Below are 23798 nucleotides of genomic sequence, written 5' to 3'. Positions count from 1 at the left end.
TGCGGTCTTTGGTAGGGATCGCCACTGAGAGAAAGGACATACAATGCTCGTTGTTACTCTCCCCGACGGTTCCCGTCGAGAATTTTCCGCCCCGGTTTCCGTACACGATGTTGCTGCAGATATCGGTCCAGGTTTGGCCAAAGCTGCACTTGCCGGTGTAGTTGACGGTAAAGAGGTTGATACCAGCTACATCATCGATCGCGATGTAAATCTGGCTATCATCACAGATCGTCAGCCGGAAGGCCTGGAAGTGATCCGTCATTCCGCCGCACACCTGCTGGCACAGGCAGTCAAGCAGTTGTACCCCACCGCCCAGGTCACTATTGGCCCGGTTATTGAAGATGGGTTCTACTACGACTTCGCCTACGAGCGTCAGTTTACGCCAGAGGATCTCGAGAAGATCGAAGAGCGAATGGAAGTGCTGGTCAAGGAAAATATTCCGGTTACCCGCCGCTTGATGCCCCGTAAAGAAGCGGTGAAATACTTCCGCGATATGGGCGAAGAGTACAAGGCTGAGATTATCGACAGCATTCCCAGCGATGAAGATATCTCTTTATATCGCCAGGGTGATTTCGAAGATCTGTGTCGCGGACCACACGTGCCCTCCACTGGAAGGCTGAAAGCCTTCAAGTTAACCAAAGTGGCCGGTGCCTACTGGCGCGGTGACTCCAACAATGAAATGTTGACCCGTGTTTACGGCACCGCCTGGGCCAACAAAAAAGAATTGAAGGCTTACCTGCGTCGTATTGAAGAGGCAGAGAAGCGCGACCACCGCAAGCTGGCCAAGAAATATGACCTCTTCCATATCCAGGAAGAGGCACCCGGCATGGTGTTCTGGCATCCGAACGGCTGGACTATTTACAGCACTATCGAGCAGTACATGCGTCGTCGCCAGCGCGAATTCGGCTACAAAGAAATCAAAACCCCGCAGCTGGTGGATTTCAGCCTGTGGCGCAAGTCCGGTCATGCGGACAAATTTGCCGATGACATGTTCACCCTCACCAGTGAGGAGCGTCAGTTCGCCATCAAACCGATGAACTGCCCCTGTCACGTACAGGTGTTCAATCAAGGCCTGCGCAGCTATCGCGACCTGCCGCTGCGCCTGGCGGAGTTTGGTTCCTGTCACCGCAGCGAGCCCTCCGGTTCCCTGCATGGCCTGATGCGCGTGCGCGGTTTTGTACAGGATGATGGCCATATCTTCTGTAGCGAAGATCAGATCCAGTCAGAGGTTTCTGACTTTATGGATCTGCTGCACTCAGTGTACAAAGACTTTGGCTTTAATGATGTTATTTACCGTCTCTCCACTCGCCCGGAGAAGCGTGTAGGTTCCGATGAAAGCTGGGATAAGGCGGAGAAAGCCCTGGCCGATGCGCTGGATGCCGCGGGCCTGCCCTGGGAAGAGCTGCCGGGTGAAGGCGCCTTCTACGGACCCAAGATTGAATTCTCCCTGAAAGACTGTCTCGGCCGTGTATGGCAGTGCGGCACCATTCAGGTGGACTTCTCTATGCCGGGCCGTCTGGATGCACAATATGTTGCTGAAGATGGTTCGCGCCAGTCGCCGGTAATGTTGCACCGCGCAGCCCTGGGTTCCTTCGAGCGCTTTATCGGAATTCTGATTGAACACTACGAAGGTGCATTCCCAACCTGGCTGGCACCGCAGCAGGTGGCGATCATGAATATCACCGATCGCCAGGCTGATTATTGTCGCGATTTGCAAGCCCGCCTGAGTGAGCAGCAATACCGCGCCACAGCTGACTTGAGAAACGAGAAGATCGGCTTTAAAATCCGCGAGCACACGCTTCAGCGTGTTCCTTATCTGCTGGTGATCGGCGATAAGGAAGTGGAAAGTCAGACTGTGGCTGTTCGCACCCGTAGCGGTGAAGATCTGGGAGCTATGACGTATGAGTCATTCCTTGAGATCCTTGAGCAGGACGTTAGTCGTCGCGGTCGTTTGACAGAAGATAATGCATAACAACTTGGCAACTGGGAGACCATAGCTATTAAACGAGACACTAAGGGACGGTCCAAAAAGGCCCGCATAAATGATCAGATTGAAGCGTCAGAACTCCGCCTGATAGGTGCTGATGGCGAGCAGGTGGGCATTGTCTCCCTGGAGGAGGCGCTCGAGGCTGCGCAACAGGCCAGCCTGGATCTCGTTGAAATTGCCCCGGACTCCACGCCGATAGTCTGTAAGATCATGGACTATGGCAAGCACGTATTCGAGGCCAAGAAAGCCAAGAATGCCGCCAAGAAGAAACAGAAGCAGCAACAGATCAAGGAAATGAAATTCCGCCCGGGCACCGATATCGGTGACTACCAGATCAAGCTGCGCAATCTCGTCCGCTTCCTGGAAGCGGGTGACAAAGCCAAAGTATCCCTGCGCTTCCGTGGCCGTGAAATGGCCCACCAGGAGCTGGGTATGGAAATGATGCAGCGCATCGAGAAGGACCTGGAAGAGCTGGCCATTGTAGAGCAGCGACCCAAAATGGAAGGTCGCCAGATGCTGATGGTTCTTGCTCCTAGCAAAAAGAAAAAGTGAGGTTTGGGGAAGTCATTCCCGAGGTCTCCTTTTGAGAAGTGGTTGGGCGACGGCTGCCTCCCCACTCTCGCAGTGCCGATAACCCCGGTTATCGGCAGTTACTAAAGGTGCCTGTTTTACAGGCGATTATTCACTTTGGAGTACAAAATGCCGAAAGCAAAGACTCATAGTGGCGCTGCCAAGCGCTTCAAGAAGACGGCTGCGGGCTACAAGCACAAGCACGCTAACAAGAGCCACATCCTCACCAAGATGACCACCAAGCGTAAGCGTCAGCTGCGTGGCACCCAGACTATGAACAAGTCTGATGCCGGTCTGGTCGATCGTATGTTGCGCGCCAAGTAATTGGTCCAAATCGCAAAGGTTTAAGAGGATAGAAGTATGGCCCGTGTTAAACGTGGTGTAGAGGCGCGTCGTCGTCACAAGAAGATTCTGAAGCAGGCTAAAGGTTACTACGGTGCGCGTTCTCGCGTATTCCGCGTTGCCAAGCAGGCAGTTATTAAAGCTGGTCAGTATGCATACCGTGACCGTCGCGTTAAGAAGCGTAACTTCCGCGCTCTGTGGATTACCCGTATTAACGCCCAGTCCCGTGCAGAAGGCCTGAGCTACAGCCGCCTGATCGCAGGTCTGAAGAAAGCGGACATCGCACTGGATCGCCGTGTACTGGCTGATCTGGCTGTTTACGATAAAGCCGCTTTTGCTGCCGTAGTTGAAAAAGCTAAGGCAGCCCTGGCAGCGTAAGCTGTCACTTCAGTTGTAAAACTGAATACTTAAAATAGGGAAGGGCTGTAGCGGCCCTTCCCTATTTTTTTATGGGGTTTCCGCTATTTTTTACCGGTGGCGGTACCTGGGGTAGACCCCTCCGGTGCAGAGAGCACCGGCCGAACAAAGCAGAAAAAATTAATCGAAGTTGGATTCAAACGGGAACAGTTCGATGCAAGATTTGCAGTCCCTCACCGAGCAGGCAATGGAGCTGGTGGAGAAGGCCGACGGCCTCGCCGCACTGGATCAGGTGCGTGTTGATTACCTGGGCAAAAAGGGCCAGCTGACGGCACTGCTGAAAGGCCTGGGTAAGCTGTCTGCTGAGGAGCGCCCGGCGGCGGGTGCCAAGATCAACGAAGCCAAGCAGCAGGTTCAGGAAAAAATTAACGCGCGGCGCAATAGGCTGGAACAAGAGGCCATCAATGCCAAGCTGGCGGAAGAGACCATAGATGTCACCCTGCCGGGGCGCGGTGAAGAGCAGGGCAATGCTCACCCGATTACCCGCACCTTAAAGCGCGTAGAAGAATTCTTTGCCGGTATCGGATTTTCTGTTGAGAACGGCCCGGAGGTCGAACAGGACTACTACAACTTCGAAGCCCTGAATATTCCCGCGCACCACCCAGCGCGCGCGATGCACGACACTTTTTATGTGGACCCCACCACCGTACTGAGAACCCACACCTCCTCAGTGCAGATCCGCACCATGGAGAAAAAGTCTCCGCCGCTGCGTATTATCTGCCCGGGCCGCGTATACCGCTGTGATTCCGATGTCACCCACTCGCCCATGTTCCACCAGGTGGAAGGCCTGGTAATCGGCGAGAACATCAGCTTCGCCCACCTGAAAGGCACCATCGACCAGTTCCTGCGTGCCTTCTTCGAAGCGGAAGTACCGGTGCGTTTCCGTCCGTCTTACTTCCCGTTCACCGAGCCTTCTGCAGAAGCGGATATCCAATGTACCGCCTGTGGTGGCGAAGGTTGTCGCGTGTGTTCCGGCACTGGCTGGCTGGAAATTCTCGGCTGCGGCATGGTGCATCCGAACGTATTTGCCGCCTGCGATATCGACAGTGAAAAATACTCGGGCTTTGCCTTCGGTATTGGTATCGAGCGCCTCGCCATGCTGCGCTACGGCGTTAACGACCTGCGCTTGTTCTTCGATAACGATCTGCGCTTCTTGAAACAGTTCTAAGCCAAAATCGAATTGTGTAGGCCTGCGTGGCGAAAGGCCCCAGGCAAAATGCGCACAGAGCTGCGCTGACGGAATACAGAAAGAGATCAACTATGAAAATCAGCAACTCCTGGTTGCGGGAATGGGTAAACCCGGAACTCACCACTCAGGAACTGGCCGATCAAATCACCATGGCCGGCCTGGAAGTGGATGGCATAGAAAAAGTAGCGGGTGATTTTTCCGGAGTGGTTGTGGGTGAGATTATCGCCTGTGAACAACACCCGGATGCAGACAAACTGCGCGTCTGTAAAGTAGCCGGTCACCCTGAAGGTGAAATGCAAGTGGTGTGCGGTGCTCCCAACGCGCGTGTGGGTATCAAAATTCCTTTTGCCCTGGTAGGCGCCAAGCTACCGGGCGATTTTAAAATCAAGAAAGCCAAGCTGCGCGGTGTAGAGAGCTTTGGCATGCTCTGTGCGCAAACCGAACTGGAGCTGGGCGAAGACAACGACGGTATCTGGGAGTTGCCGGAAGACGCACCCACCGGTACCGATCTGCGTGAATACCTGCAGTTGGATGATGAGACCATCGAAGTGGATCTCACCCCGAACCGTTCCGACTGCCTCGGTGTTGCCGGTATTGCCCGCGAAGTGGGCGTGCTGAACCGCTGCGCCGTTCAGGGCCCTGAAATTGCCCCGGTACCCCAGCAGATTGAAGAAAGCCTGCCGGTATCCCTGCTGGCGGAATCTGCCTGCCCACGCTATGTAGGCCGGGTAATTCGCAATATCGATATCAAAGCCCAAACTCCTCTGTGGATGCAGGAGCGCCTGCGCCGCAGCGGCCTGCGCAGCATCGACCCGGTAGTGGATGTCACCAACTACGTCCTGCTGGAACTCGGCCAACCCATGCACGCCTTTGACCTGGAGAAACTCTCCGGTGGTATCAAAGTGCGTATGGCTGAGCACGGTGAAGAACTGACTCTGCTGGATGGCCAGGAAGTAAAACTGCAGGAAGGCACCCTGGTTATTGCCGACGAAGAAAAGCCCCTGGCGATGGCCGGTATTATGGGCGGCCTGGATTCCTCTGTTACCGAAGGTACCCAGCATATCTTTCTGGAGAGCGCCTTCTTCAATCCGCTGGCGATTGCCGGCAAGGCCCGCTCCTACGGCCTGCACACGGATTCCTCCCACCGCTTTGAGCGGGGCGTGGACTACCACCTGCAAGAGAAAGCGGTTGAGCGCGCTACCCAGCTGCTGCTGGATATTGTTGGCGGCGAGCCCGGCCCAGTACATCTGCGCGAGCTGACTGAAACCATGCCCGCCGAGCGTCATATCACCCTGCGCCGCGCGCGGGTAGAGCTGGGCCTGGGCATCAAGCTGGCCGATGACGAAATCGTCGATATCCTCACCCGTCTGGGACTGGAAAAGATCGATCAGAATGATGAAGGCTGGACTTTCCTCGCACCCAGCTTCCGTTTCGATATCGCCATCGAAGCAGATCTGCTGGAAGAGCTGGCCCGTGTGTATGGCTACAACCGTATCCCCAGCGAAAGCTTTACCGCTGAACTGGAAATTGCCCCGCGCCCAGAGAGCATGGTTGCCCAGGACAACCTCGAGCAAACCCTGCTGAGCCGCGGTTACTACGAAGCGATCACTTTCAGCTTTATCGATAGCGACAACGCCGCTCTGTTTGATCCGGAAGCCGACCCGGTGGCCCTGCAAAACCCGATCAGTGCCGAACTTGCGGTTATGCGTACCACCTTGCTGGCAGGCCTCTGTAAAGCTCTGCAATATAACCTCAACCGCCAGCAGAACCGCGTGCGCCTGTTTGAAACCGGCCTGCGTTTTGTACCTGGCGCCGAGCTGCAGCAAGAGCAGATGATCGCAGGCCTGGCTTATGGCAACCGTTATGCAGAGAACTGGACGGGCAGTAAAGACAGTGTGGATTTCTATGATGTGAAAGCTGACGTGGAAGCCCTGCTGGCACGCACTGGCGCCGCCAATGAGTTCCGCTTTGTTGCCGGCCAGCACCCCGCGCTGCACCCAGGCCAAACCGCCAAGATCATGCGCGGCGACCGCGAAGTAGGGGTTATTGGCGCTCTGCACCCTCAGCTGCAGAAGAAGCTGGATCTGTCCAAGCCTGCCTTCGTATTTGAGCTGAGCCTGGAAGCGATCGGAGAGGGCAAAGTGCCTGCATTCCGCCCGCTATCCAAGTTCCCGGAAGTGCGTCGCGACCTGGCTTTATTGATCGATGCCGATGTTCCTGCCGCCAGCTTGGTGGAAACCGCCGTCGAAGTAGCCGGCGAAACCTTGACCGACCTCAAAATATTTGATGTCTACCAGGGCAAAGGCATTGATTTAAATAGAAAAAGTGTCGCTTTGGGGTTGACCTTTCAGCATTCGTCGCGCACCCTTAATGACGACGAAATCAATGCCGCTATAGATGCGGTGGTCGGAAAACTAGAAGAAAAATATAACGCTAGTCTGCGCTAGCAGGGCATGATGCTCTCGGGTGCAGGCTGAATTGCACCCCGAGAGCGTCTGCTACCGGGTTGAAGCCGCCGCGGTTTGGGCCGCTTCCGATCTGGAGTCGACGCCTCTGAATCAATTGGTAGGATCCAATGACAGAGGCACTGACCAAGGCCGGGCTCGCCGAGAAACTGTACGAAGAGCTGGGCTTTAACAAGCGCGAAGCGAAAGAGATCGTCGAGTACTTCTTCGAGGAAATCCGCAATGCGCTGGAAAATAACGAGCAGGTCAAGCTCTCGGGCTTTGGCAATTTCGACCTGCGCGACAAAAGCCAGCGGCCAGGCCGTAACCCGAAAACCGGCGAAGAAATTCCCATCTCAGCCCGCAGGGTAGTTACCTTCAAACCAGGGCAAAAACTCAAGGCACGAGTAGAAGAATATGCTGGAACCGAGCAATAACGCTCAGCTACCTGCAATTCCTGGAAAGCGCTATTTCACCATTGGAGAGGTGAGTGAATTATGCGCCGTTAAACCCCATGTCCTGCGTTACTGGGAACAGGAATTCCCGCAGCTGAAGCCTGTAAAGCGCCGTGGTAATCGCCGTTATTACCAACATCAGGATGTCATCATGATCCGCCAGATTCGTGCGCTCCTGTACGAAGAGGGCTATACCATTGGAGGGGCCCGCCTGCAGATAGAGACCGGCAGCGAGCGGGCAGAAGTGGTACAACTACAGCAGGTACTGCCAGAAGTGATTGCAGAACTGAAAGATGTGGTAGCCCTGCTGGAAGGGGAAAATAATTTCTAAAATCGCTAATCCGGGCTTGCAATCCACTGCTAGTCCGGTATGATTCACGCCACATCGGAATACGATGTCTTTAAAAATCAATCACTTAGCGAAGTGAGCGATTTTTCAAAATCGGAGCGTAGCGCAGCCTGGTAGCGCACCACACTGGGGGTGTGGTGGTCGTCGGTTCAAATCCGGCCGCTCCGACCATCTTTCTTTATATCTCATGCGGCTTTCAGCCACTTTTCCCGATTGAGCGTACAAAAACCAATTCTCAAGCGTACAAAAACCCCGTACAAAAACTCTCAATCACTTCCGCATCAGTAATTTCGGGTCGATGCTGATACCCACTTCTTTGTATTCCCGCTCATGCCCTCCGAGATAAAACTTCTCAGTAATTTCTGCATCCGTATGGGCGCATATTTCGGCAATCTCTTCCGGGCTGTGACCGGATTTCTTAAGCAGGTGAGAGGCTAGGGCGCGCACCTCGTGAAATGTCGGCCTGGCACTGCTGGGTAAGTCCTGGCGAACCTCTGCGGCGTCTCGTGCGTCTTTAAATTGGTTTGATAGCCTTGCTGGCATCAATCTACACCAATGCTCATCTTGCTTCGCTCGGGGTTGTCTTTTCTTTGGTTGATATGAAACCGCAAAAGGGCATCGATAATTTTGCAGGGAGAGCTGTCGGGCTTGGTTAATTACTTGGCGTAATCCAGGGTGATGATTGTAAGACCAGCGCAGATATGTAGCTCTTTCTTCGCCGCGTTGATTAATTGATTTCTCTACCCCTTTATCAATCCCTGCATCGGTTACATGCTTGTCCAGCCGTAAGCTGCACACATCACCGCGGCGCATAGTTGTAAGCAGTGATAAATCCATAGCAATTTGCAGACCTGTATAACCCAGCTCGCCAGCTGCGTCGTGTATGCGCCAGAAATCTTGCAGGGTAAGCCGTTGACGTACTTTTTCCGGTCGTTGCCTTGGAATTAATTTAGGGGCTTCGTCACTGGTGTTAAATGGATTAAATGTAAGTTTTGGAACCGAGCCCTCCAGCATTAAATAATTAATAAAGCTGCGCAGGGCAGCACGGCTATTTCGTTGGGGATGATAATCTTGCGATTCCCACCAGTCGCGAACCATTGTCAGCGTTAGCTCATGCGGCATAGGGTTTTTAAGCTGTTCGCACATACGCTCAACATAGCGGCGCTTTTGGCTCCAGCGTGCAGCTGTGGCCTGTTTGGGGTGGTTTAGTTCCATCCAGGCAACCCAGTCGCTGTAGCGGTCCAGCAGGCTTCCTGCTCGCGCAGTCCAAACGGTATCCGTTGTTGCTGGCTGACGCTCATAGAGGTCGCGCTGTCGGTTGGCTTGTTTTGCCTGACGAATCGCTTCGGCTGTTGTGCCGTGGAATGTGAGACTGGAGCCATCTGGGCGCAAATAGCGCCAATAGTTTGCCCGCTTTTTGGGGTCGGTATAAAGGTTTTCTGGCAACTCCAGACCGTCCACATATCTAGGCTTTTTTGGTCTAGCCATTATTTTCTTCCGTGTTATCTGCGTGCGAGTAGCGGTGAGATTGGCTCTGCTTCTGCGGCCGTGCGCTCTTCCGTGCGTATTGTGTAAGGGTCATGAAACCCGTTTCGGTAAATATATAATCTATCGCCTAACCAGCGCCCAGCAACTTCACCAGTTGAAACCCACTTTATAACGGTCTCGCGTGCGGGCTGGGTTCCGGCAAAGCTCTCTCTAACCCAATCTTTCCAGTACATCAGTTGATTGATGCTTTGGGGCGCCCTTTGCTGGCCGCCCTCAACAACTCCGGTTTGTGCTTTCATACCGTCACCTATGATATGGTTGAGTTGGATTCCGCAGGATTGCAATCAGGGCAGGGCTCCGAATATCCACATGGATGTTCTTGTGTTATTCCACCGATTTCACCACGCCCGCAGCATGTACTGCATGAGCCATTATTTATTTCATAAAGTGGGGTGAGGTCCGTTAAATGGCCATCATCGCGTGACATCGATTCAATGCTTGCAGTCTGCTCTGCTTCCTCTTTTGAGGGAAAATATCTATATGACGCTCTTCTGGTGCCGGTATCTCTCATGCGCCAGACAGCTAAGTTATATTCTGTGGGTCTGTTTCCAGTTGATTCAGTGGCCACCTGAAACTGCGAAAACATCCAATGCAGGAATTCATTAAATTCTGGGTCGTAGAAGGTGAACCCTTCGCTGGTTCCGGCTATTTCCGTGGCTTTTTGCTTCCACCGCTCCAGGAGGTTTTCAAATCTAACGGGGGCGACAGAGAGTTGAGCTTGTAATTCCTTGCACTTGCTCTCCCAAAGCTCTGCTCTTTGGTCTTCCCATCCTGAAACGGCCGCCCAGCCCTCGGGGTCTTCGTTTGAAAATGCAGGCTCTAGGGGTCTTGGCCCTATTTTTTCTATGATTTCCTGTTCCATTGCATATCCCTCGATATTGTCTTTCACCCGCAAAACCCGCACTGGGCGGGCTGGGGGAGTTATTTGGAGCTTGCAAATTTGTTGGTTCGCTTACTCAGATCAACTCTAGGGGCGTTACCCCTTCGTTATCATTTTCTTACCCTCGGTTGAGTTAAATTATTGATTAGTTAAATGGGCTAGGCCCTGCACCTACCCAGCCCCAATTAAGGGGCTCAGTAAGAGTTGAAATTAGTTCAGGCTGCAAACGGATAAATATCGACCCCTTCAACACTCAGCACATCGGGGGGGGTAATTTATTTTGCAGATGCAGTTCCTTTGTTTTGTCTTCTTAACTCAGCAACTACAGCACGCTGAATCATTTGGAATTTATCTGACTTAACCGCGACTCTTTCGGGTTTCCGGTTTTTTAAACCCTGGAATGCAGAAAGGAATTTTTTTACTTCTGCTACTACTGCTGTTGCCTGCTTATTGAGAGGTAGTTTTGAAATTTCCATGTGAACCCCGTTAGAGGCCCTGAACCAGCGGCCCAGATTGATAGTTAAAATGGTGGTGGCTCATCAAACTGCTGGTTGAAGTCATTTGTTCCACCCATGGCGTTTGGGGGCTGTCGGTTCTGTTGATATCCCTGGCCTTGGGTTGGTCTTTGCTGTGGCTGGCTTTGCGGGGCCATAGGGGAGGGCGGCTGAAATCCCTGGCCCTGCTGAGCGCCATTCTGCTGGCCATCAAGCATCTGCATTTCAGCTGCGACAATTTCTGTAGTGAAGCGGTCCTGGCCACTGTTTTTGTCTTGCCACTTCCGCGTGCGAAGTGAGCCCTCAACATAAATCTTCGCCCCTTTGCGAAGGTATTCTCCGGCTATTTCTGCAAGGCGATTGAAAAAGACTACGCGGTGCCATTCGGTGCGCTCTTGCTGTTGGCCGGTTTGCTTATCCTTCCAGCTTTCACTGGTGGCTAGGCTGACATTGGTTACAGCTCCACCGCTGGGCGCATACATAGTTTCTGGGTCACTACCCAGGTTGCCGATAAGAATTACTTTGTTGATTCCTCTAGCCATGATTGGCTCCTTCAAAAAAGCGCCCTGTACTAGCGGCGCAAGACCCACGCGCTAACGTATTTGTAAGGCAGGTCTGGCTTCGGCCAACCGTGCCCCTGGAATTTCCTGGCCTTTTTTCAGGGCGGCCAATATGGCTTTCTTGTCGGGTGTGAATGTGTTTTTCACGGTGACGAATTCACCGGGTAGGGCATCTTCATTCTCAATCTCAACTTTGGCCATAGGCTTTTTCAGAGAGATAGTGAACACCGGGCATTCAATTTTCTTAATTCCGCATTCCTGCATATTGAAGCGGAGATATTCGGTGATTGAATTGCGGCGGTTTTGCAGGGCTTTTTTCTTGGCTTGTAACCGCTTAATTTCATCATCAAGCCCCTTTTCAAAGGGAGTGAAGTTCATGAGGAGATTTCCTATCTGGATAGCCTTCTCATTAAATTCCAGTTCTATCCCTTCCAGAGTGTCGGCAATGTCTGCCGGCGTCATGTCGTTATCTTCGGCTAGTTGCTTCAGCTCGCGGGCTTGGTCGGTGATTTCATATAGTTTTAAGGTGGTCATCATGCGGCTCCTTTGAGGCTTTCCTTTTGTGCTTCGTAGGTTTGGGTGAGAGCGGTAATTCCTTTTTTGGCGACCTCTGCGAGGTGTGGCATATTTCCTTGCCGCTCAAGGTGTTTAATTGAGGTTTTGAATATTCCGGCGGCCTCATGAAGACGACGGGAGCTTTTCAGTGTCTCGAGGTGTTTCTGGACGTACTCGGTAAGCTCTTTGGTTTGTTTGTCTCGCGCGGAGTCTTTGTCTTCAGCCTTATCGATTTGGCTTTCCAGCTGGCGCTCTTGACGGTATTCGGGGTCATCCCATTCGCCGCTATAAATATCTGCGGAGAATCCGAGGAAGGAGAAGCATTTTTTGAGGGCGTCAGAAAGGGACTTTTTAGCTGCCTCTTTATCTTCGACAAAATACTTATTTTTATGTGACCAATAGATACGAGGTGTATGGCCGTAGTTTTCTACATGACCGCGCACTCCATCGATCATGTACCAGAGACGCAGCCTGATTGTGTGGGTGAGGTTATGGCCAATTTCCTGACCCTCTACAAATATTGGCGCGCCTTTATCATCACGCTCTTCGACAATTTCATAACCCCAGCCAATACCAATTGGCCCCCATATTTCGGTAGCTTTCTCAACCATGGCTATATGGTTGATGCTGGCAGTTTTGCGGCCTTCTAGCGTTGACTCTTTTACAAAGCGAGCGTCAGTTTTCTTTACTCGCTGCCAGATGCTTAGATTCTCAGACATTTTGCTCACTCCTTTGATTAGAGAGGGGAGGGCTTAAAAGCCTTCCCGCTCGTCGAGGTATCCAGTGTTGCGAGCTGCAATTTCTAAATCTTCGCGACACCCTTTAGCCATTTGTATTGCGTATTGCTTGGCCAGCCTTTTAATCTCAACTCCCGCAGCGCAACCATCCTCTTCAGCGAGCTTGAAGATTTTTCCAAGCTCATCTTCTCCAAGTTCGTCGTTCGCTATTTCGGTAAACCGGCTATGGCAGTTGGCTTCGGCTCTAGATAGGCGGCCATCTTTTGTGAGGATACGGCGCAGGAAAAAATCGGCAGCTAGGTTCTCTGTCTTGGCTTTTTGAATTGCCCCTTCATCTGGCAGAGAGTCTTGCTGACGCTCATAACTTCTGAGAGAGTCTTCGGCGGGGGTGGTTGAGCTGGCTGTGTACATTTCCCTGTCCTCATGTAGCGTCTGAGATAAATGTATCACAATGATAAAGTCGTGCAACATTAAAGATAAATTATTTTATCTTTCTGGCGTGTAACTTCTTGAGTATTAACGTTGAAATTTCTGGCGCTGCTCGCCCGATAGCCAATGAAAGAGCTTCCTCATCCGAGGTGTCCACATCTGAATGTATGCCGAGGATATCGTTAGGTGTTATAGAGAACTCACGGTAAAGCGTGGAAAACTGCTGAAATGTAAGTGAGTTTTTCTTTCCTCTTTCAAGGTCCCTGATAGCGCCGCGCTCCAGTCCTAGGAGCTTACCTAGTCTTTCCTGGCTCATTTTCTTTGACTTTCTGGCTCGGTGAATCACCTGGCCGGGTGTGAGGTTTTGCGTCATCCGAGATACAATATTTAGCGGATTTGCGGGATTTATCACGCATAAGTTATCAAAATGATTGATTATGCCTCCTTTTCGATTTTATTTCGGGTGTTAATCTCTTCAGGTCACACGGGGACCTATGGACGGGAGGCAACGTGAGTCGTCTATTCAGGGAGCTGCGAGAGCAGAAGAGGGGCGATAGTTTAATTGTGATTGATGCAATCAAGGAGGGGTTAAGGTGGGCCGGATATCAGTGTGGCGATTGCATCAAATTTCGTAGTTGCACCAAGGTGGCTCAGGAGGAGTTCTGCTTGGATTGGGAGTTCTCTACTCCCCTCGATAAACCATGCGAATCGCAAAAGTCGGGTCCATAACCTCTGTGGACTGGGATTGCTCTGTATAAGCGTAAACAGTGGTGATTGCTCTGGCTCTAGCTTCTACCGGCATACTCTTAATGCCTAGTTCAGTTACCTTCTCCTCTACAGCTGTGATGCAATCGACAAGTAAATCGAGGTTAATGCCTTTGTTTGTAGTTACGGCATCCCCAGTCTCTCTATGTATTACATCAAGCCAACCTTTTTCACGACCACAGGTAGATTCGATTCGCCTAGCGACTGTAGAGCCAATACTGCGGCGGGGATTGGGGCCGATTAGCTGGGAAAGCTGGGAGGGCTGCATATCTAATGCTACAGCGAATTCCTTGAGACTATTGAACTCTTTGGAGAGCTGTCGGGCATTCTCAAGCCTGATATTGCTAACTTCCATTCGTGTGCGCCTGTAGACCATTTTTATTTGCTCACATCATTTTGATAAACCCAGGAAGCCCAATCAATTGGCCAGAATGATTCATTATGGCGCACTTTACCACAAGTCTAGTTTATCAATGATTGCTTAAAATGTATCAATAAGATACATTTTAAGCATGACACCAATCGAATTCCTGACACCAATGAGCCAAAGAGAACGTGCAAGCTTCGCAGAGAAGATAGGCACGACACTTGGCTACCTGAACCTAGTTCGAGGCGGGCACCGTCGTCTGGGACCAAGTCTTGCCAAAAGGTTTGTATCCGCAAGTGGCGGGCAGGTGAGTCGCCCCGAGGCGCGGCCAGACCTCTGGCAGTAGGACTGATTGGCTTCACTAACAACTGAAGAGCTGAAAGCAACTTTTCAAACCAAGGATGATTCAGGTAACAGCAATGGAGACGAGTTTAAGGAAATGCAATTTAAGGATTAAGCAGTCTGACTTCGACCAGCTTAAGTCCAGAGCTATGGAATTGGGCATAGGCCATGAACAGTTACTGAGAATCATGATTGAAGCCTGCCTTCCAGTTTATACAGCTCAGACTCCCACAGACTTAAAAGAAGCCCTAACGGGTATGGCGGTCCTCTCCAAAGTCCGCGCGTTCTAAATAGATTTAGATTTCTCAGCCGTAGAAGTACCGATAAAAAACAAAAGCGGTGCAACTTTCAAGAGCAAAATAAAGGGGCAATTTATGTCTAATAAAACTCCTAATGCGCTAACTCTAAATGAGCCGCGTATAACAATTCCTGCCCAACCCCCGAAAAATTACAGTGAATTACAAACAGACGAAAAGCGACGCCAGCAGATGGCTGGCTTATGTAGCGATATTGTCGATTCACTTTGTGAGCCTCAGAGAGGCTCAGAGGCTCCCTCTAACTTTATTGAAGTAAAGGGGGGTTAACTGTGAGCGCTGAGGCCACTTTTTGGGCATGGCAGCAGGGTGTGAAGTCCACGCATAAGCTAGTGCTGCTGTCTCTTGCCAATTGCCACAATGAGGCCAATGGGCAGTGTAATCCATCCATTGCCTATATCGCCCAATCAACCGGCCTAAACCGTAAAACAGTCATCACGGCGATGGAGCACCTCGAAGAATCTAGCCTCATTATCCGCGCCAAATCGACAGGTTCTAGCAATCAGTTCACTTTGAATTTTGGCCAAATCACCAGTACCAAAAACGGTACTAGTCCCAAAAACGGACCAGGCCCAAAAACGGACATAACCAGTCCCAAAAACGGTACTGGACCAGTCCCAAAAACGGACCACGAATCTAAAAAGAAACTAAAAGAACCTAAAAATATTAATAGGGGATTGGATTTTTCATCCTGGCCAACCGAACCCGGGAAGGAAGTTTTGCAGGACTGGAAAAAAGTCCGTAAGGCTCCGCTCACCCAGACCGCGGTAAATCAACTTGCAAAGCAGTTCCACTTGGCAAGCCGGCATGGCTACTGCGTTGATTATTGCCTTGCCGTTTGCTGCGAGAGAGAGTGGCGAGGATTTCAGTTCCAGTGGCTACTGAATCACGAGAACCAAGGGCAGCAGTCTCACTCTCCATCCATGCATCAAGGGCGGACCCGAGACCGGTCCGTGACCGAAATACTCACCGACACCAGCTGGTAAACCTATAACCATCACGGAGTGATACCCATGACCGTAGCCACCATTCCAGAAGCCCTTCAGCGGATCTCAACCACTGAGCCCTGTAGCCCGCTAGCAGTGTTCCGCACCAAGCGAGTTGACCAAGTGGATGTGATGTTTGCAAAAACCATCCGCACCCAGCAGCGCATCGAGTGGGGCGATATCAACTACCTGGGTAGCTTCCACAAGGAGAGCTTGAGCGAGGCCCGCCAGCGGCTTCATGACTGCTCAGAGAGTATGCGAGAAGTCGCGTGATGAATGAGCCAGCCCCAACCAAAACACTTCTTTATTTGGAATTCTCTCTGTGGGTGGTGGCGGTTGGCTCAGGTGTTTGGTTTTTGATTGGGTTGGAGTAGGGGGAGCGATGGCAGCTTATTACAACGAAATAGATCCGTTCGTTGCCCAGTGGTTAAGGGAGTTAATTTCAGCTGGACACATAGCGCCAGGCGAAGTGGATGAAAGGAGTATTGAAGATGTTCGAGCAGATGAGCTTGTTGGATTTACCCAATGCCATTTCTTCGCCGGAATCGGAGTCTGGAGTTTTGCACTCAGAAAAGCTGGTTGGCCGGATAGAAAACCAGTCTGGACCGGGAGCTGCCCTTGCCAGCCTTACAGCCAGGCAGGCAAAGGAAAAGGGGAGGCTGACGAGCGGCACTTATGGCCCACGTGGTTCCATCTCATCGAGCAGTGCCGACCTGGAACAATCTTTGGCGAACAGTCTTCAAGTAAAGCTGCGCTCGCTTGGCTCGACCTTGTACAAGCTGACCTGGAAGGAGCGAGTTACGACAGCGGGGCGCTCGATTTATGCGCTGCGGGCGTCGGTTCCCCGAACATCAGGCAGCGGCTCTACTTTGTTGCAGAAAACAGGTTGGGCAACTCCGGCTGCCCGGGACTGGAAAAGCGAATCGGCGAGCAAGGAATTCAATCAGAAAAGGTGGTCGCATTCCCGAGGAAAACCGTTGAGCGCACAGGTGACGTTAGCAGGATGGGGCACGCCAACTGCGAGTACTCCAGGAGGCACACCGGAAAGAGCTCTGGAGAGGAAAAAGGGAACATCTGCGGGACAGTCTGTAACAGCTCTTGCGCACCAAGTGCAGCTAATGTCCCTGGTCCGACTAACGGCTTCTGGAGAAATGCTGACTGGCTCGGATGCAGAGATGGAAAGTTCCGGCCAGTTGAACCCGGAACATTCCCGCTGGCTGATGGCGCTCCCGCCCGAGTGGGACGATTGCGCGGTTATGGCAATGCAGTCAATGCGGAGTTAGCAGCTGCATTTATCAGTGCATACAGGGAGGTTAGCAATGCCTGAGCAGCACTTAATCCGAAATGAATTTGCCAGGTCTCAACTGATTGATTTTATCAAGGCGTTAAAGTTGGACGGTAAGCCCTGGCTATTCAAGTGGAATCGCCACAACCCTAACAGCTGGCCCATGAAGAAAACTTGGCGTATGTGGATGAGCGAAACAGCTGAATGGATGGCAGCGAGAGGTGCAACCATGCCTCTATGCATGAAAGGCGGCAAACCGTATGGACAGCGTCCATTCAACGCTCAGGACGCGCATGAGCTATTTGTGAGTCAGCACCTGGGGCTTGATGCAAACGGTAAACGCTACAAGACCGCCAGCGGCGAGAAAGGCGAGATGCTTCGCATGATGGATATGCATTTGGCCTGGGCAACCGAACGTGGATTATTTCTGACCGTGCCAGGGGAAGGTGAATTCATGAAGCTGAAGCAGGGAGGAGAGCAATGAGCAAAATTCGCAAGTCTGCTAGAGGCGAAGAATGCACCTTGAGGTTATTCCCTCACTGTAACAGCAACCCGGAAACGGTGGTGCTTTGCCATCTGCCCAGCAATGCAGGTCTAGCCCGAAAGTCTCCTGACTGGTGGGGTGTATACGGCTGTAGCAATTGCCATGACGTTATTGATGGCCGGAGCAAAACGGATATCTCAAAGGCTGAGGTGGAGCGCAGCAAGCTTAGAGCGCTATACGAAACCCAAAGCAAGATGCGCGAAAAGGGATTGATAAAGGAGTAACCAATGCCTAGCTGGGGAAATACCGAACTAACTCGCAACCAGCAGAGCGCCTTGTTTGAGCCATCTCCGTGCGATGCGTGTAAGCAAAGGGATAGGTGTGCAGCCGAAGAGCTCGCTTGCAGTGATTACCTACGCTGGCAAGACACAGGCAAGGTGAGGTATCGAGATAGAGAGCCCACATCAAAGATATTCCGAAAAATCTTTAAGGTGAAGCAATGAATTTTCACTCAGCTCGACAGGCTTGGCATGATGCATTTGATACGGCTACGCAACAGTCTGATTATGCAGAAATCTTGGGCGGTCAGACGGTGCGAAGCCGAGGTAGAAAGCACTACATCGATGAAATTCGGGATGAGAATGGAAAAGTTACTGCTAGATTGGCAGGTCAGACTGTTTATGCAACTGAAACTAGGGTGGGGAAGGGCAGTAGTGGCCGAATTATGGATGCTTGCGAGAAGGGGTTGGTGCAGCATGCTATTGCAAAGTTGAGAGAAACTGATGAGCTTGCTTACTGTTGGGGGATGGCTGCTTATGCACCGCCGGGAAATAGGTATAAGGAGCGGGCTTATCTTTTGAGTTACATGATGGCGCATTTTAGAACCTGGGATGAGTCGCATGCCCCTTTGAAAGCTGGGCAGTTGGCCCTATTTTGTATTCACTCTTTTGCTTTACGTGATGTGACAGGGAGGCGAATTGATCTTCGTCAGGCTAGACGATTAGTTAAGTGTGATAAAGATGAGTGGCATCGAGAGTGGCGCAGGATTTGGGTTCGGTTTGAGAGGTTGCTTGATTCTTTGCCTGTACGGGCGCTTCAGCCATTATCCTTTTTGGTGCGCTCCGCCTAGAAATGATTTTTTAGTGAATAAGAATTATTTGAGGGTGCTTTTCTTGTCCTTGAGACGAGTTTTGAAAAGTTGATTTCTAGTCTGACATAACGCAAAAAAAATTTTTAGTGGATTTGAGGCTATTCCTTTACCCTTATCTTGCTGTTTGATATTCGTGTTTTAGGGGACAAATTCTAGTTCTCTTACTGTTCGTGCGCAAAAAATTAGGTTCTTAAATTTGATGATTATTGATGGGGGAGGCAAGAATATGAATGTGGCTATTCAGAAGGACATGGATGGAATTGTGATAAGTGTTGGAAAAGAATTTCTTAGGGAGCTTAAAAAAGATCTTCCTTTCTTTTCTCTTTCTGGTGTTCTTGTTGGTGCCCTTATTTTAGTGCACCACTGGCTTAAAGGGGGTAGGGTGGCACCAAATGAGTCCTGGCCGGATCAACTTTTTGCAGACTTTGTTGCTGTTCAGGCTTATGGGTTGATACTCTTTGGGGTCTTAATTACAGGGTCGATGGCAGCTTTTATATCTCGAGTAGGAATTCCATTCAATATCTTTCACGATTCTACTGAGCATTTGAAGGTTAGATTGAGACAGCTGACAAGCTCAATTGTGGCATTCACTATAGGCATCTCTATAGTTTCCTTCCTGCATTTCCTTTTTACTGGTCTGGTGGGTGGTGGTGCTCTTGTTCTTCTCATAATTTTATTTAATTTAATGTTGGTTTCTGGGTTGTTTACTTCCTCAGCGCTTCTGTGCTGGTTAGAGCGCTCAAGTCACTGGGTTGTTCCTCTGCTTTCAATTGCTCTTTTGGGTTTTGTGTTGGTCTTTTTCTTTCTCATTTTTTATTGAGCGGTGAGTGGATGTGCTTTATGTGGCTAGATCCTTCGCCTGTTGCGGCCCTGAGTGCTTTTATGCGAACTACATATCTCTTAATATAAGCGGCTGTAAGGTAGGGTGGTTAAGATTTAAGGGTATATTCCAGAAGTATGATGAATGGATTGTTATAGGGATAATGTTTGTTGTTGTCGATTCGAGTTTCAATTGGGTCGATTTTTCTGTATGTAACTTGCTCGGTTGATGTGGTTGTGTGTTTGGTGGGGGTTTTGTGAGTATATGTGACTTTGATGAGTGTAGTTATAAAAATTATTCTGATGCTTCTAGCTGTGCTTTACATCTTGAGAAGGGTGGTGAGCTTAATGGTTCAATACGGTCTGATTTTTTTGACTTACTGATAGAATCTATTGCAGATCAGACGGCTGAGAGTTCGCTTAGTAGTGAAAAATCTCAATTGAAGGGAAGAGTTATAGGCTGTCTTAAGCGTGGACAGTTGCCTTCAGATTTAGTCTTGTCGGGCAATAAGCCTGTTTTTGTTTTCTCTGGAGTTGATTTTCCGAGTTTTGGGGGTTCAGGCCAGTATAATTATTTGGATGCTCTAAGGATCCTTGGGCGAATCCATTTTAATCAGTGTAAATTTTGGGGTGGTATTCTCGATCTACATAACACCCAGGTCAGTTATCAGGAGTGCCGCTTTTATAATAACTGGACAGTCTCTAAAGGAAAGCTATTAGAAGAATACCAGAATGTACTTTACGATAGTTGTAGGTTTGAGGGTGATGTTCTCCTGTCTGGAGGTGATGGTGGAGCTAAAGATTGGTCAGCTCCTGTTTTTTCTGATTGTGATTTCAAGGGCAAACTTGAGTTAAGCAGAATTTCATTTGGTTCTCGGGTTTTTGATAATTCTGACCGTAAAGGTCGCAGTGCAGTTTGCAATAGTTTAATTGTAAGTGAGTGTAGTGTAAGTGATGCCTTTGTTATTAATAATACCATTTTCCAGTCCATATTGATTCGTGATTCCACTTTTTCTGGTAAGTTTAAAATAAGGGAGAGTCAGGTAGGGGGTTTTGAGTCGCGTAGTGTTGATTTCGATAATAAATTTGATCTGTATGGTACTAAGTTTGGATCTTTTTCATTAGAGAAGGTTGTATGTGAAGGTTTTGTTAATCTTGAAGAGAGTGAATTTGGCTTGTTAGATCTTTCAGAGGGTGATCTGGTGGCCAAGTTTGCACATGTTACCTTCTTGGATTTTGCAAATTTCAGAGGTGCAAAATTTTATTCGGGTTTAGATATTGAAAAAACAAATATCAAGAACTCTCCTAATTTTTTAAATGCAGATGTTAGCTTTGAAGGGACGAACAGGGAAACGCTACGTATTATTAAGGACTCTTTTGATGGGGTTGGGAATCATATCGAAGCTAATAAATATTTTGTTCTGGAGATGAATAAATATAGAGAGGAGCTTTCGAGTAAGCCCAGGAGCCAAGAAAAATTCATCTTATGGTTGAGTTCAAAAATATCTGGATTTGGTGTTAGTTATTTGCGGCCATTGTTTTATTTTTTTGCTCTTTCGGTTCTCTATTATCTTCTTATTTTGGGTTATGAGGGGAACTATTTGTATAAGGCTTTCCCTGGTCTTAGTCCTTTTATTATTGACCATATTAATGGCTTTGCATCAAATATTTCACCATTTAAGCGGTTTCTTAAGGAAGGTATGGAGTTTATTAGTTTAATTTTCTATATTGCTTTTGCTATTCTTGTGTGGCACGTAGTTGTAGCAGTAAAAAGACACGTTAGGAGATAGACTAGGGTGAAATTCCATAGAGAACCAAAATCCTTGACTTTCTCTGTGTCAGAACTGTATAAAAATCCCATTGCAGAATAAATATGCGAATCCACCGTACAATTCTCTGAAGCTCGCTCAGTGTGGGCTTTCTTTTTTATGACCACTCTCCAGCATTGCGCTATATCACTAGATGGTGAGTTGAATTCGTAAGATGTGAAAGTGAGTTAGCTATGATGAATGTTGCGTTGCAATAAGGATTGGTGCAGGGTATTGGTACGGTTTGAGAGATTGGCTAACTCTTTGTATCGCCGACCGCTTTTTATGGATGAGTCAGCTTCTAATTAATAATTGAGATAAATACTTATCTTTTAAGGTATTATCAATAGCCATTCATTATAAGGGAGTAGAAGTACTAGTTAGGTGGTTTTGGGTGTTTCAAAGATAACACTTATTTTTATTGTAAATGGAAGTTAGGAAGTTTTTGTGAAGTTTATAAATATATCTCGAGTTTTAATGTTTCTCGCCGTTTTAGCTTTGCCAGTGACTGGTTTCTCTAAAACCATCTACATGGCTACAGATGGAAATGACGCAAATGCAGGTCTATCGATAACCGACCCAGTTAAAACTTTAAGCAGAGTGCATGAGCTAGTTGATTTTAGTGATGGGGATACCACTGTTCTCATTAGAGGAGGTGTATATCATGGTGAGTCGATATCTTGGACGAAAACATCAAGTGAATATGGGTTAAAGATCACTGCTTATGGTGATGAAGAGCCAGTTTTTGAGGGGGAGGGGCATCCTGTTTTTTTTAAGTTGAATGCTCAAAAAGGTGAGTGTACTAATGTTGAAATAAGTCATCTTACGATGAAACACTATGCCACCTTTGCAATTTTGTTAAGCGGTGGGCGGTCTGAGCGCACAACAACATGGAATGGATGTAATAGTATACATAATAATAATTTTGTGGAAATTGGGACTCTTTATGATACTTCAAATTGTTCTGATGGCTGTAAAGGTTATGGTGTTATAGATGTTGTAAATTCAGATAATAATCTGATATATGAGAACGTATTTCACAAAGCGGAAAATCTACCCTCTCAGGCAGGTTTACTCCATGCCGTCTATCTTGCACATGATAGTACAAATAACCAAATACATGATAACTATATTTATTTGGTATCTGGAGATCCGATTAGGGTAAGAGACCAGAGCAACAATAATAATATTTATAACAATTATGCGGATAGAGTTGGGCAGAAAGCATTTCTATCAAGTTGGCACAATGCTAGCACCGGCGAACAGTCCTCCCATTCTAATAAAGTTAAAGGCAACATTGTAACTTTTCCTTATAAGACATCAAGTAATATTGAGTTAACAGCAAAGCTGGGCAGCGGTGATGTAAGTACCTTTATTGATCAAGGACAAAAATATTTTCACGGAACTCAGATCGTTAGTGAGGAAGTAGGCGCTACAGCAGCTGGTGATTTTAATGGGGATGGGTTAGATGAATTGCTTATTGCTTTCAATTATGACTCTTTTACAAAAGTAGTAAAGGCGACAGGTGGAGAGGGTAAATATTTAAAAGATGTACTTTATATCTCACCTAGCTTCAAAATTGTAGATCTTGCCGCAGGCGATTTTGTAGGAGAAGATAAAGATGAAATCATTACTGCATTTGAATTGAGAAGCACTGGGCGCACGGATATCTACCGTGGTGATGCAGATACCAACTTACTGGATCACGGAAAAATATATTCCAATGACCAAGCAAAGGTTGCAGCAATGATTGCAGGTGACTTTGATGGTGACGGCGTTTCAGAGATCATGACCGCTCTAAAGTTAAACTCTGATGAAACCAGTGTTTATCGAGGTGATGGAGTTAGCAGTATATTGAATATGGGTAACCTCTATAGTAGCAATTATTGGGCAGTTTCGGCGATGACGGCTGGTGATTTTTCACGCGAAGGTAGCGACCAGGTTGTTATGGCTTTGCAATCCCCATCAGAAACTAGGATTTATAGAGGAAATGGTACAGGTTCGGCTATTAATTTTGGCTATTTCTATTCTAGCGCTCAATGGACTATAAGCGCTATGGAGGCTAATTACTTTAACGATTCGAATGTACCTTCTCTAAACACGGCATTTAAGCTTAAATCGAGTGGTGAGGTAAGACTTTATAATGCTGATGGAATCAACTCTGCTGCTGCTAATAGATTCTATGACAGTACATTTTGGGATATTCCATCCCTGACATCGGGGGTTTTTGAGAGAAGTGAAGGGGTAAGCCTGATAACCTCATTTATTGGATCCAAATACACTCAGATCTGGGCTGGTAATGGAGTAACTAGCGCCTCAACTGACGGGCTCATCCACAAGCTTGATTAAGAGAGTTGTATCTATAAATCTATTCTTGGTCTGGGTACCGCAACTGGAAAATGATTGACTCTCCCTGTGTCAGGACTGTATTAAATTTTATGCTGGGGTAGATAGATTCCCAGATTCATACGATGAAGCCCACTCAATGTGGGCTTTTATGTGCCTGGTTATTAAATATTCGA

The 23798-nt window shown here is 48.9% G+C and carries 30 protein-coding genes and 1 tRNA gene; 21 read left to right on the top strand and 10 right to left on the bottom strand.

Features of this window, described 5'->3' with window-relative positions; all coding sequences use genetic code 11:
* The first annotated feature begins 43 nt into the window (after nucleotides 1-43).
* From thrS to ACJJI7_RS21775, 9 genes are all read left to right on the top strand, one after another.
* On the top strand, nucleotides 44-1972 hold the full coding sequence (thrS, locus tag ACJJI7_RS21815) for a threonine--tRNA ligase (protein WP_282952945.1): 1929 nt from the start codon (nucleotides 44-46) through the stop codon (nucleotides 1970-1972).
* A 21-nt stretch (nucleotides 1973-1993) separates the two neighbouring features.
* Nucleotides 1994-2539 carry a translation initiation factor IF-3 gene (gene infC / locus ACJJI7_RS21810; protein WP_083922723.1) on the top strand — a complete coding sequence of 182 codons (546 nt, stop codon included), beginning with the start codon at nucleotides 1994-1996 and terminating at the stop codon, nucleotides 2537-2539.
* A gap of 147 nt (nucleotides 2540-2686) precedes the next feature.
* Entirely contained in the window at nucleotides 2687-2881 is a 195-nt protein-coding gene (gene rpmI / locus ACJJI7_RS21805; protein ID WP_020413351.1) for a 50S ribosomal protein L35, read from the top strand.
* 36 nt (nucleotides 2882-2917) lie between these two features.
* Nucleotides 2918-3277, top strand: a complete 360-nt coding sequence (rplT, locus tag ACJJI7_RS21800; protein WP_020413350.1) for a 50S ribosomal protein L20 — start codon at nucleotides 2918-2920, stop codon at nucleotides 3275-3277.
* Between the two features lie 193 nt (nucleotides 3278-3470).
* Nucleotides 3471-4484: a phenylalanine--tRNA ligase subunit alpha gene (pheS, locus tag ACJJI7_RS21795; protein ID WP_020413349.1), complete on the top strand. Its 1014-nt coding sequence runs from the start codon at nucleotides 3471-3473 to the stop codon at nucleotides 4482-4484.
* Between the two features lie 92 nt (nucleotides 4485-4576).
* On the top strand, nucleotides 4577-6952 hold the full coding sequence (gene pheT, locus ACJJI7_RS21790) for a phenylalanine--tRNA ligase subunit beta (protein ID WP_282952946.1): 2376 nt from the start codon (nucleotides 4577-4579) through the stop codon (nucleotides 6950-6952).
* 128 nt (nucleotides 6953-7080) lie between these two features.
* Nucleotides 7081-7386: an integration host factor subunit alpha gene (gene ihfA / locus ACJJI7_RS21785; protein WP_020413347.1), complete on the top strand. Its 306-nt coding sequence runs from the start codon at nucleotides 7081-7083 to the stop codon at nucleotides 7384-7386.
* Nucleotides 7367-7735, top strand: a complete 369-nt coding sequence (locus tag ACJJI7_RS21780) for a MerR family transcriptional regulator (RefSeq protein WP_020413346.1) — start codon at nucleotides 7367-7369, stop codon at nucleotides 7733-7735. Before ihfA ends, ACJJI7_RS21780 begins: the two co-directional genes overlap by 20 nt.
* Before the next feature lie 112 nt (nucleotides 7736-7847).
* Nucleotides 7848-7924 (top strand) — tRNA-Pro (locus ACJJI7_RS21775).
* 99 nt (nucleotides 7925-8023) lie between these two features.
* Here the strand turns inward: ACJJI7_RS21775 and ACJJI7_RS21770 are convergent.
* From ACJJI7_RS21770 to ACJJI7_RS21725, 10 genes are all read right to left on the bottom strand, one after another.
* Nucleotides 8024-9241, bottom strand: coding sequence for a site-specific integrase (locus ACJJI7_RS21770; RefSeq protein ID WP_444897931.1), 1218 nt, complete (start codon nucleotides 9239-9241; stop codon nucleotides 8024-8026).
* A gap of 14 nt (nucleotides 9242-9255) precedes the next feature.
* Nucleotides 9256-9540, bottom strand: a complete 285-nt coding sequence (locus ACJJI7_RS21765; RefSeq protein ID WP_444901212.1) for a hypothetical protein — start codon at nucleotides 9538-9540, stop codon at nucleotides 9256-9258.
* An 8-nt stretch (nucleotides 9541-9548) separates the two neighbouring features.
* Nucleotides 9549-10163 carry a hypothetical protein gene (locus tag ACJJI7_RS21760; protein ID WP_444901213.1) on the bottom strand — a complete coding sequence of 205 codons (615 nt, stop codon included), beginning with the start codon at nucleotides 10161-10163 and terminating at the stop codon, nucleotides 9549-9551.
* A gap of 293 nt (nucleotides 10164-10456) precedes the next feature.
* Nucleotides 10457-10657: a hypothetical protein gene (locus ACJJI7_RS21755; protein ID WP_444901214.1), complete on the bottom strand. Its 201-nt coding sequence runs from the start codon at nucleotides 10655-10657 to the stop codon at nucleotides 10457-10459.
* Nucleotides 10658-10701: 44 nt separating this feature from the next.
* On the bottom strand, nucleotides 10702-11217 hold the full coding sequence (gene ssb, locus ACJJI7_RS21750; protein WP_444901215.1) for a single-stranded DNA-binding protein: 516 nt from the start codon (nucleotides 11215-11217) through the stop codon (nucleotides 10702-10704).
* A gap of 51 nt (nucleotides 11218-11268) precedes the next feature.
* A complete protein-coding gene (locus ACJJI7_RS21745) occupies nucleotides 11269-11769 on the bottom strand; it encodes a siphovirus Gp157 family protein (protein WP_444901216.1) in 501 nt (166 codons plus the stop codon).
* A complete protein-coding gene (locus ACJJI7_RS21740) occupies nucleotides 11769-12509 on the bottom strand; it encodes a hypothetical protein (RefSeq protein ID WP_444901217.1) in 741 nt (246 codons plus the stop codon). The genes ACJJI7_RS21745 and ACJJI7_RS21740 overlap by 1 nt, the downstream gene beginning before the upstream one ends.
* Before the next feature lie 33 nt (nucleotides 12510-12542).
* Nucleotides 12543-12938 (bottom strand): hypothetical protein, encoded by a 396-nt coding sequence (locus ACJJI7_RS21735; protein WP_444901218.1) that lies wholly within the window; start codon nucleotides 12936-12938, stop codon nucleotides 12543-12545.
* A 70-nt stretch (nucleotides 12939-13008) separates the two neighbouring features.
* Nucleotides 13009-13272, bottom strand: coding sequence for a hypothetical protein (locus ACJJI7_RS21730; protein ID WP_475717105.1), 264 nt, complete (start codon nucleotides 13270-13272; stop codon nucleotides 13009-13011).
* Between the two features lie 366 nt (nucleotides 13273-13638).
* Nucleotides 13639-14076 (bottom strand): hypothetical protein, encoded by a 438-nt coding sequence (locus ACJJI7_RS21725; protein ID WP_444901220.1) that lies wholly within the window; start codon nucleotides 14074-14076, stop codon nucleotides 13639-13641.
* Between the two features lie 157 nt (nucleotides 14077-14233).
* Here ACJJI7_RS21725 and ACJJI7_RS21720 point away from each other — a divergent pair, with 157 nt between their 5' ends.
* The 12 genes from ACJJI7_RS21720 to ACJJI7_RS21665 all read left to right on the top strand — a co-directional run bounded on the left by ACJJI7_RS21720 (nucleotide 14234) and on the right by ACJJI7_RS21665 (nucleotide 23625).
* Nucleotides 14234-14434 (top strand): hypothetical protein, encoded by a 201-nt coding sequence (locus ACJJI7_RS21720; protein ID WP_444901221.1) that lies wholly within the window; start codon nucleotides 14234-14236, stop codon nucleotides 14432-14434.
* A gap of 73 nt (nucleotides 14435-14507) precedes the next feature.
* Entirely contained in the window at nucleotides 14508-14720 is a 213-nt protein-coding gene (locus ACJJI7_RS21715; protein WP_444901222.1) for a hypothetical protein, read from the top strand.
* A gap of 84 nt (nucleotides 14721-14804) precedes the next feature.
* Nucleotides 14805-15014: a hypothetical protein gene (locus ACJJI7_RS21710; RefSeq protein WP_444901223.1), complete on the top strand. Its 210-nt coding sequence runs from the start codon at nucleotides 14805-14807 to the stop codon at nucleotides 15012-15014.
* Between the two features lie 2 nt (nucleotides 15015-15016).
* Nucleotides 15017-15730: a helix-turn-helix domain-containing protein gene (locus tag ACJJI7_RS21705; RefSeq protein WP_444901224.1), complete on the top strand. Its 714-nt coding sequence runs from the start codon at nucleotides 15017-15019 to the stop codon at nucleotides 15728-15730.
* 27 nt (nucleotides 15731-15757) lie between these two features.
* Nucleotides 15758-16003 carry a hypothetical protein gene (locus ACJJI7_RS21700; protein WP_444901225.1) on the top strand — a complete coding sequence of 82 codons (246 nt, stop codon included), beginning with the start codon at nucleotides 15758-15760 and terminating at the stop codon, nucleotides 16001-16003.
* Between the two features lie 109 nt (nucleotides 16004-16112).
* The gene (locus tag ACJJI7_RS21695) at nucleotides 16113-17057 is read left to right on the top strand and encodes a DNA cytosine methyltransferase (protein ID WP_444901226.1); all 945 of its coding nucleotides are present in this window, start codon (nucleotides 16113-16115) and stop codon (nucleotides 17055-17057) included.
* Nucleotides 17050-17499: a NinB/YbcN family protein gene (locus ACJJI7_RS21690; RefSeq protein WP_444901227.1), complete on the top strand. Its 450-nt coding sequence runs from the start codon at nucleotides 17050-17052 to the stop codon at nucleotides 17497-17499. The genes ACJJI7_RS21695 and ACJJI7_RS21690 overlap by 8 nt, the downstream gene beginning before the upstream one ends.
* The gene (locus ACJJI7_RS21685) at nucleotides 17496-17783 is read left to right on the top strand and encodes a nuclease domain-containing protein (protein ID WP_444901228.1); all 288 of its coding nucleotides are present in this window, start codon (nucleotides 17496-17498) and stop codon (nucleotides 17781-17783) included. The genes ACJJI7_RS21690 and ACJJI7_RS21685 overlap by 4 nt, the downstream gene beginning before the upstream one ends.
* Nucleotides 17784-17998: 215 nt before the next feature.
* Complete coding sequence (locus ACJJI7_RS21680; RefSeq protein WP_444901229.1) at nucleotides 17999-18628, top strand: hypothetical protein; 630 nt, start codon at nucleotides 17999-18001, stop codon at nucleotides 18626-18628.
* Between the two features lie 247 nt (nucleotides 18629-18875).
* Nucleotides 18876-19469: a hypothetical protein gene (locus ACJJI7_RS21675; protein ID WP_444901230.1), complete on the top strand. Its 594-nt coding sequence runs from the start codon at nucleotides 18876-18878 to the stop codon at nucleotides 19467-19469.
* Between the two features lie 256 nt (nucleotides 19470-19725).
* Complete coding sequence (locus tag ACJJI7_RS21670; RefSeq protein WP_444901231.1) at nucleotides 19726-21258, top strand: hypothetical protein; 1533 nt, start codon at nucleotides 19726-19728, stop codon at nucleotides 21256-21258.
* A 465-nt stretch (nucleotides 21259-21723) separates the two neighbouring features.
* Nucleotides 21724-23625, top strand: coding sequence for a hypothetical protein (locus tag ACJJI7_RS21665; protein ID WP_444901232.1), 1902 nt, complete (start codon nucleotides 21724-21726; stop codon nucleotides 23623-23625).
* The last annotated feature ends 173 nt before the right edge of the window (nucleotides 23626-23798 follow it).

The sequence above is a fragment of the Microbulbifer variabilis genome (assembly GCF_056232115.1).
This window is presented reverse-complemented; position numbering and strand designations above follow the sequence as displayed.

Coding starts and splice junctions, on each gene's coding strand:
- thrS (WP_282952945.1), top strand. CDS start 44: ATGCTCGTTGTTACTCTCCCCGACGGTTCCCGTCGAGAATTTTCCGCC.
- rpmI (WP_020413351.1), top strand. CDS start 2,687: ATGCCGAAAGCAAAGACTCATAGTGGCGCTGCCAAGCGCTTCAAGAAG.
- rplT (WP_020413350.1), top strand. CDS start 2,918: ATGGCCCGTGTTAAACGTGGTGTAGAGGCGCGTCGTCGTCACAAGAAG.
- pheS (WP_020413349.1), top strand. CDS start 3,471: ATGCAAGATTTGCAGTCCCTCACCGAGCAGGCAATGGAGCTGGTGGAG.
- pheT (WP_282952946.1), top strand. CDS start 4,577: ATGAAAATCAGCAACTCCTGGTTGCGGGAATGGGTAAACCCGGAACTC.
- ihfA (WP_020413347.1), top strand. CDS start 7,081: ATGACAGAGGCACTGACCAAGGCCGGGCTCGCCGAGAAACTGTACGAA.
- ACJJI7_RS21780 (WP_020413346.1), top strand. CDS start 7,367: ATGCTGGAACCGAGCAATAACGCTCAGCTACCTGCAATTCCTGGAAAG.
- ACJJI7_RS21770 (WP_444897931.1), bottom strand. CDS start 9,241: ATGGCTAGACCAAAAAAGCCTAGATATGTGGACGGTCTGGAGTTGCCA.
- ACJJI7_RS21765 (WP_444901212.1), bottom strand. CDS start 9,540: ATGAAAGCACAAACCGGAGTTGTTGAGGGCGGCCAGCAAAGGGCGCCC.
- ACJJI7_RS21760 (WP_444901213.1), bottom strand. CDS start 10,163: ATGGAACAGGAAATCATAGAAAAAATAGGGCCAAGACCCCTAGAGCCT.
- ACJJI7_RS21755 (WP_444901214.1), bottom strand. CDS start 10,657: ATGGAAATTTCAAAACTACCTCTCAATAAGCAGGCAACAGCAGTAGTA.
- ssb (WP_444901215.1), bottom strand. CDS start 11,217: ATGGCTAGAGGAATCAACAAAGTAATTCTTATCGGCAACCTGGGTAGT.
- ACJJI7_RS21745 (WP_444901216.1), bottom strand. CDS start 11,769: ATGACCACCTTAAAACTATATGAAATCACCGACCAAGCCCGCGAGCTG.
- ACJJI7_RS21740 (WP_444901217.1), bottom strand. CDS start 12,509: ATGTCTGAGAATCTAAGCATCTGGCAGCGAGTAAAGAAAACTGACGCT.
- ACJJI7_RS21735 (WP_444901218.1), bottom strand. CDS start 12,938: ATGTACACAGCCAGCTCAACCACCCCCGCCGAAGACTCTCTCAGAAGT.
- ACJJI7_RS21730 (WP_475717105.1), bottom strand. CDS start 13,272: ATGAGCCAGGAAAGACTAGGTAAGCTCCTAGGACTGGAGCGCGGCGCT.
- ACJJI7_RS21725 (WP_444901220.1), bottom strand. CDS start 14,076: ATGGAAGTTAGCAATATCAGGCTTGAGAATGCCCGACAGCTCTCCAAA.
- ACJJI7_RS21720 (WP_444901221.1), top strand. CDS start 14,234: ATGACACCAATCGAATTCCTGACACCAATGAGCCAAAGAGAACGTGCA.
- ACJJI7_RS21715 (WP_444901222.1), top strand. CDS start 14,508: ATGGAGACGAGTTTAAGGAAATGCAATTTAAGGATTAAGCAGTCTGAC.
- ACJJI7_RS21710 (WP_444901223.1), top strand. CDS start 14,805: ATGTCTAATAAAACTCCTAATGCGCTAACTCTAAATGAGCCGCGTATA.
- ACJJI7_RS21700 (WP_444901225.1), top strand. CDS start 15,758: ATGACCGTAGCCACCATTCCAGAAGCCCTTCAGCGGATCTCAACCACT.
- ACJJI7_RS21695 (WP_444901226.1), top strand. CDS start 16,113: ATGGCAGCTTATTACAACGAAATAGATCCGTTCGTTGCCCAGTGGTTA.
- ACJJI7_RS21690 (WP_444901227.1), top strand. CDS start 17,050: ATGCCTGAGCAGCACTTAATCCGAAATGAATTTGCCAGGTCTCAACTG.
- ACJJI7_RS21685 (WP_444901228.1), top strand. CDS start 17,496: ATGAGCAAAATTCGCAAGTCTGCTAGAGGCGAAGAATGCACCTTGAGG.
- ACJJI7_RS21680 (WP_444901229.1), top strand. CDS start 17,999: ATGAATTTTCACTCAGCTCGACAGGCTTGGCATGATGCATTTGATACG.
- ACJJI7_RS21675 (WP_444901230.1), top strand. CDS start 18,876: ATGAATGTGGCTATTCAGAAGGACATGGATGGAATTGTGATAAGTGTT.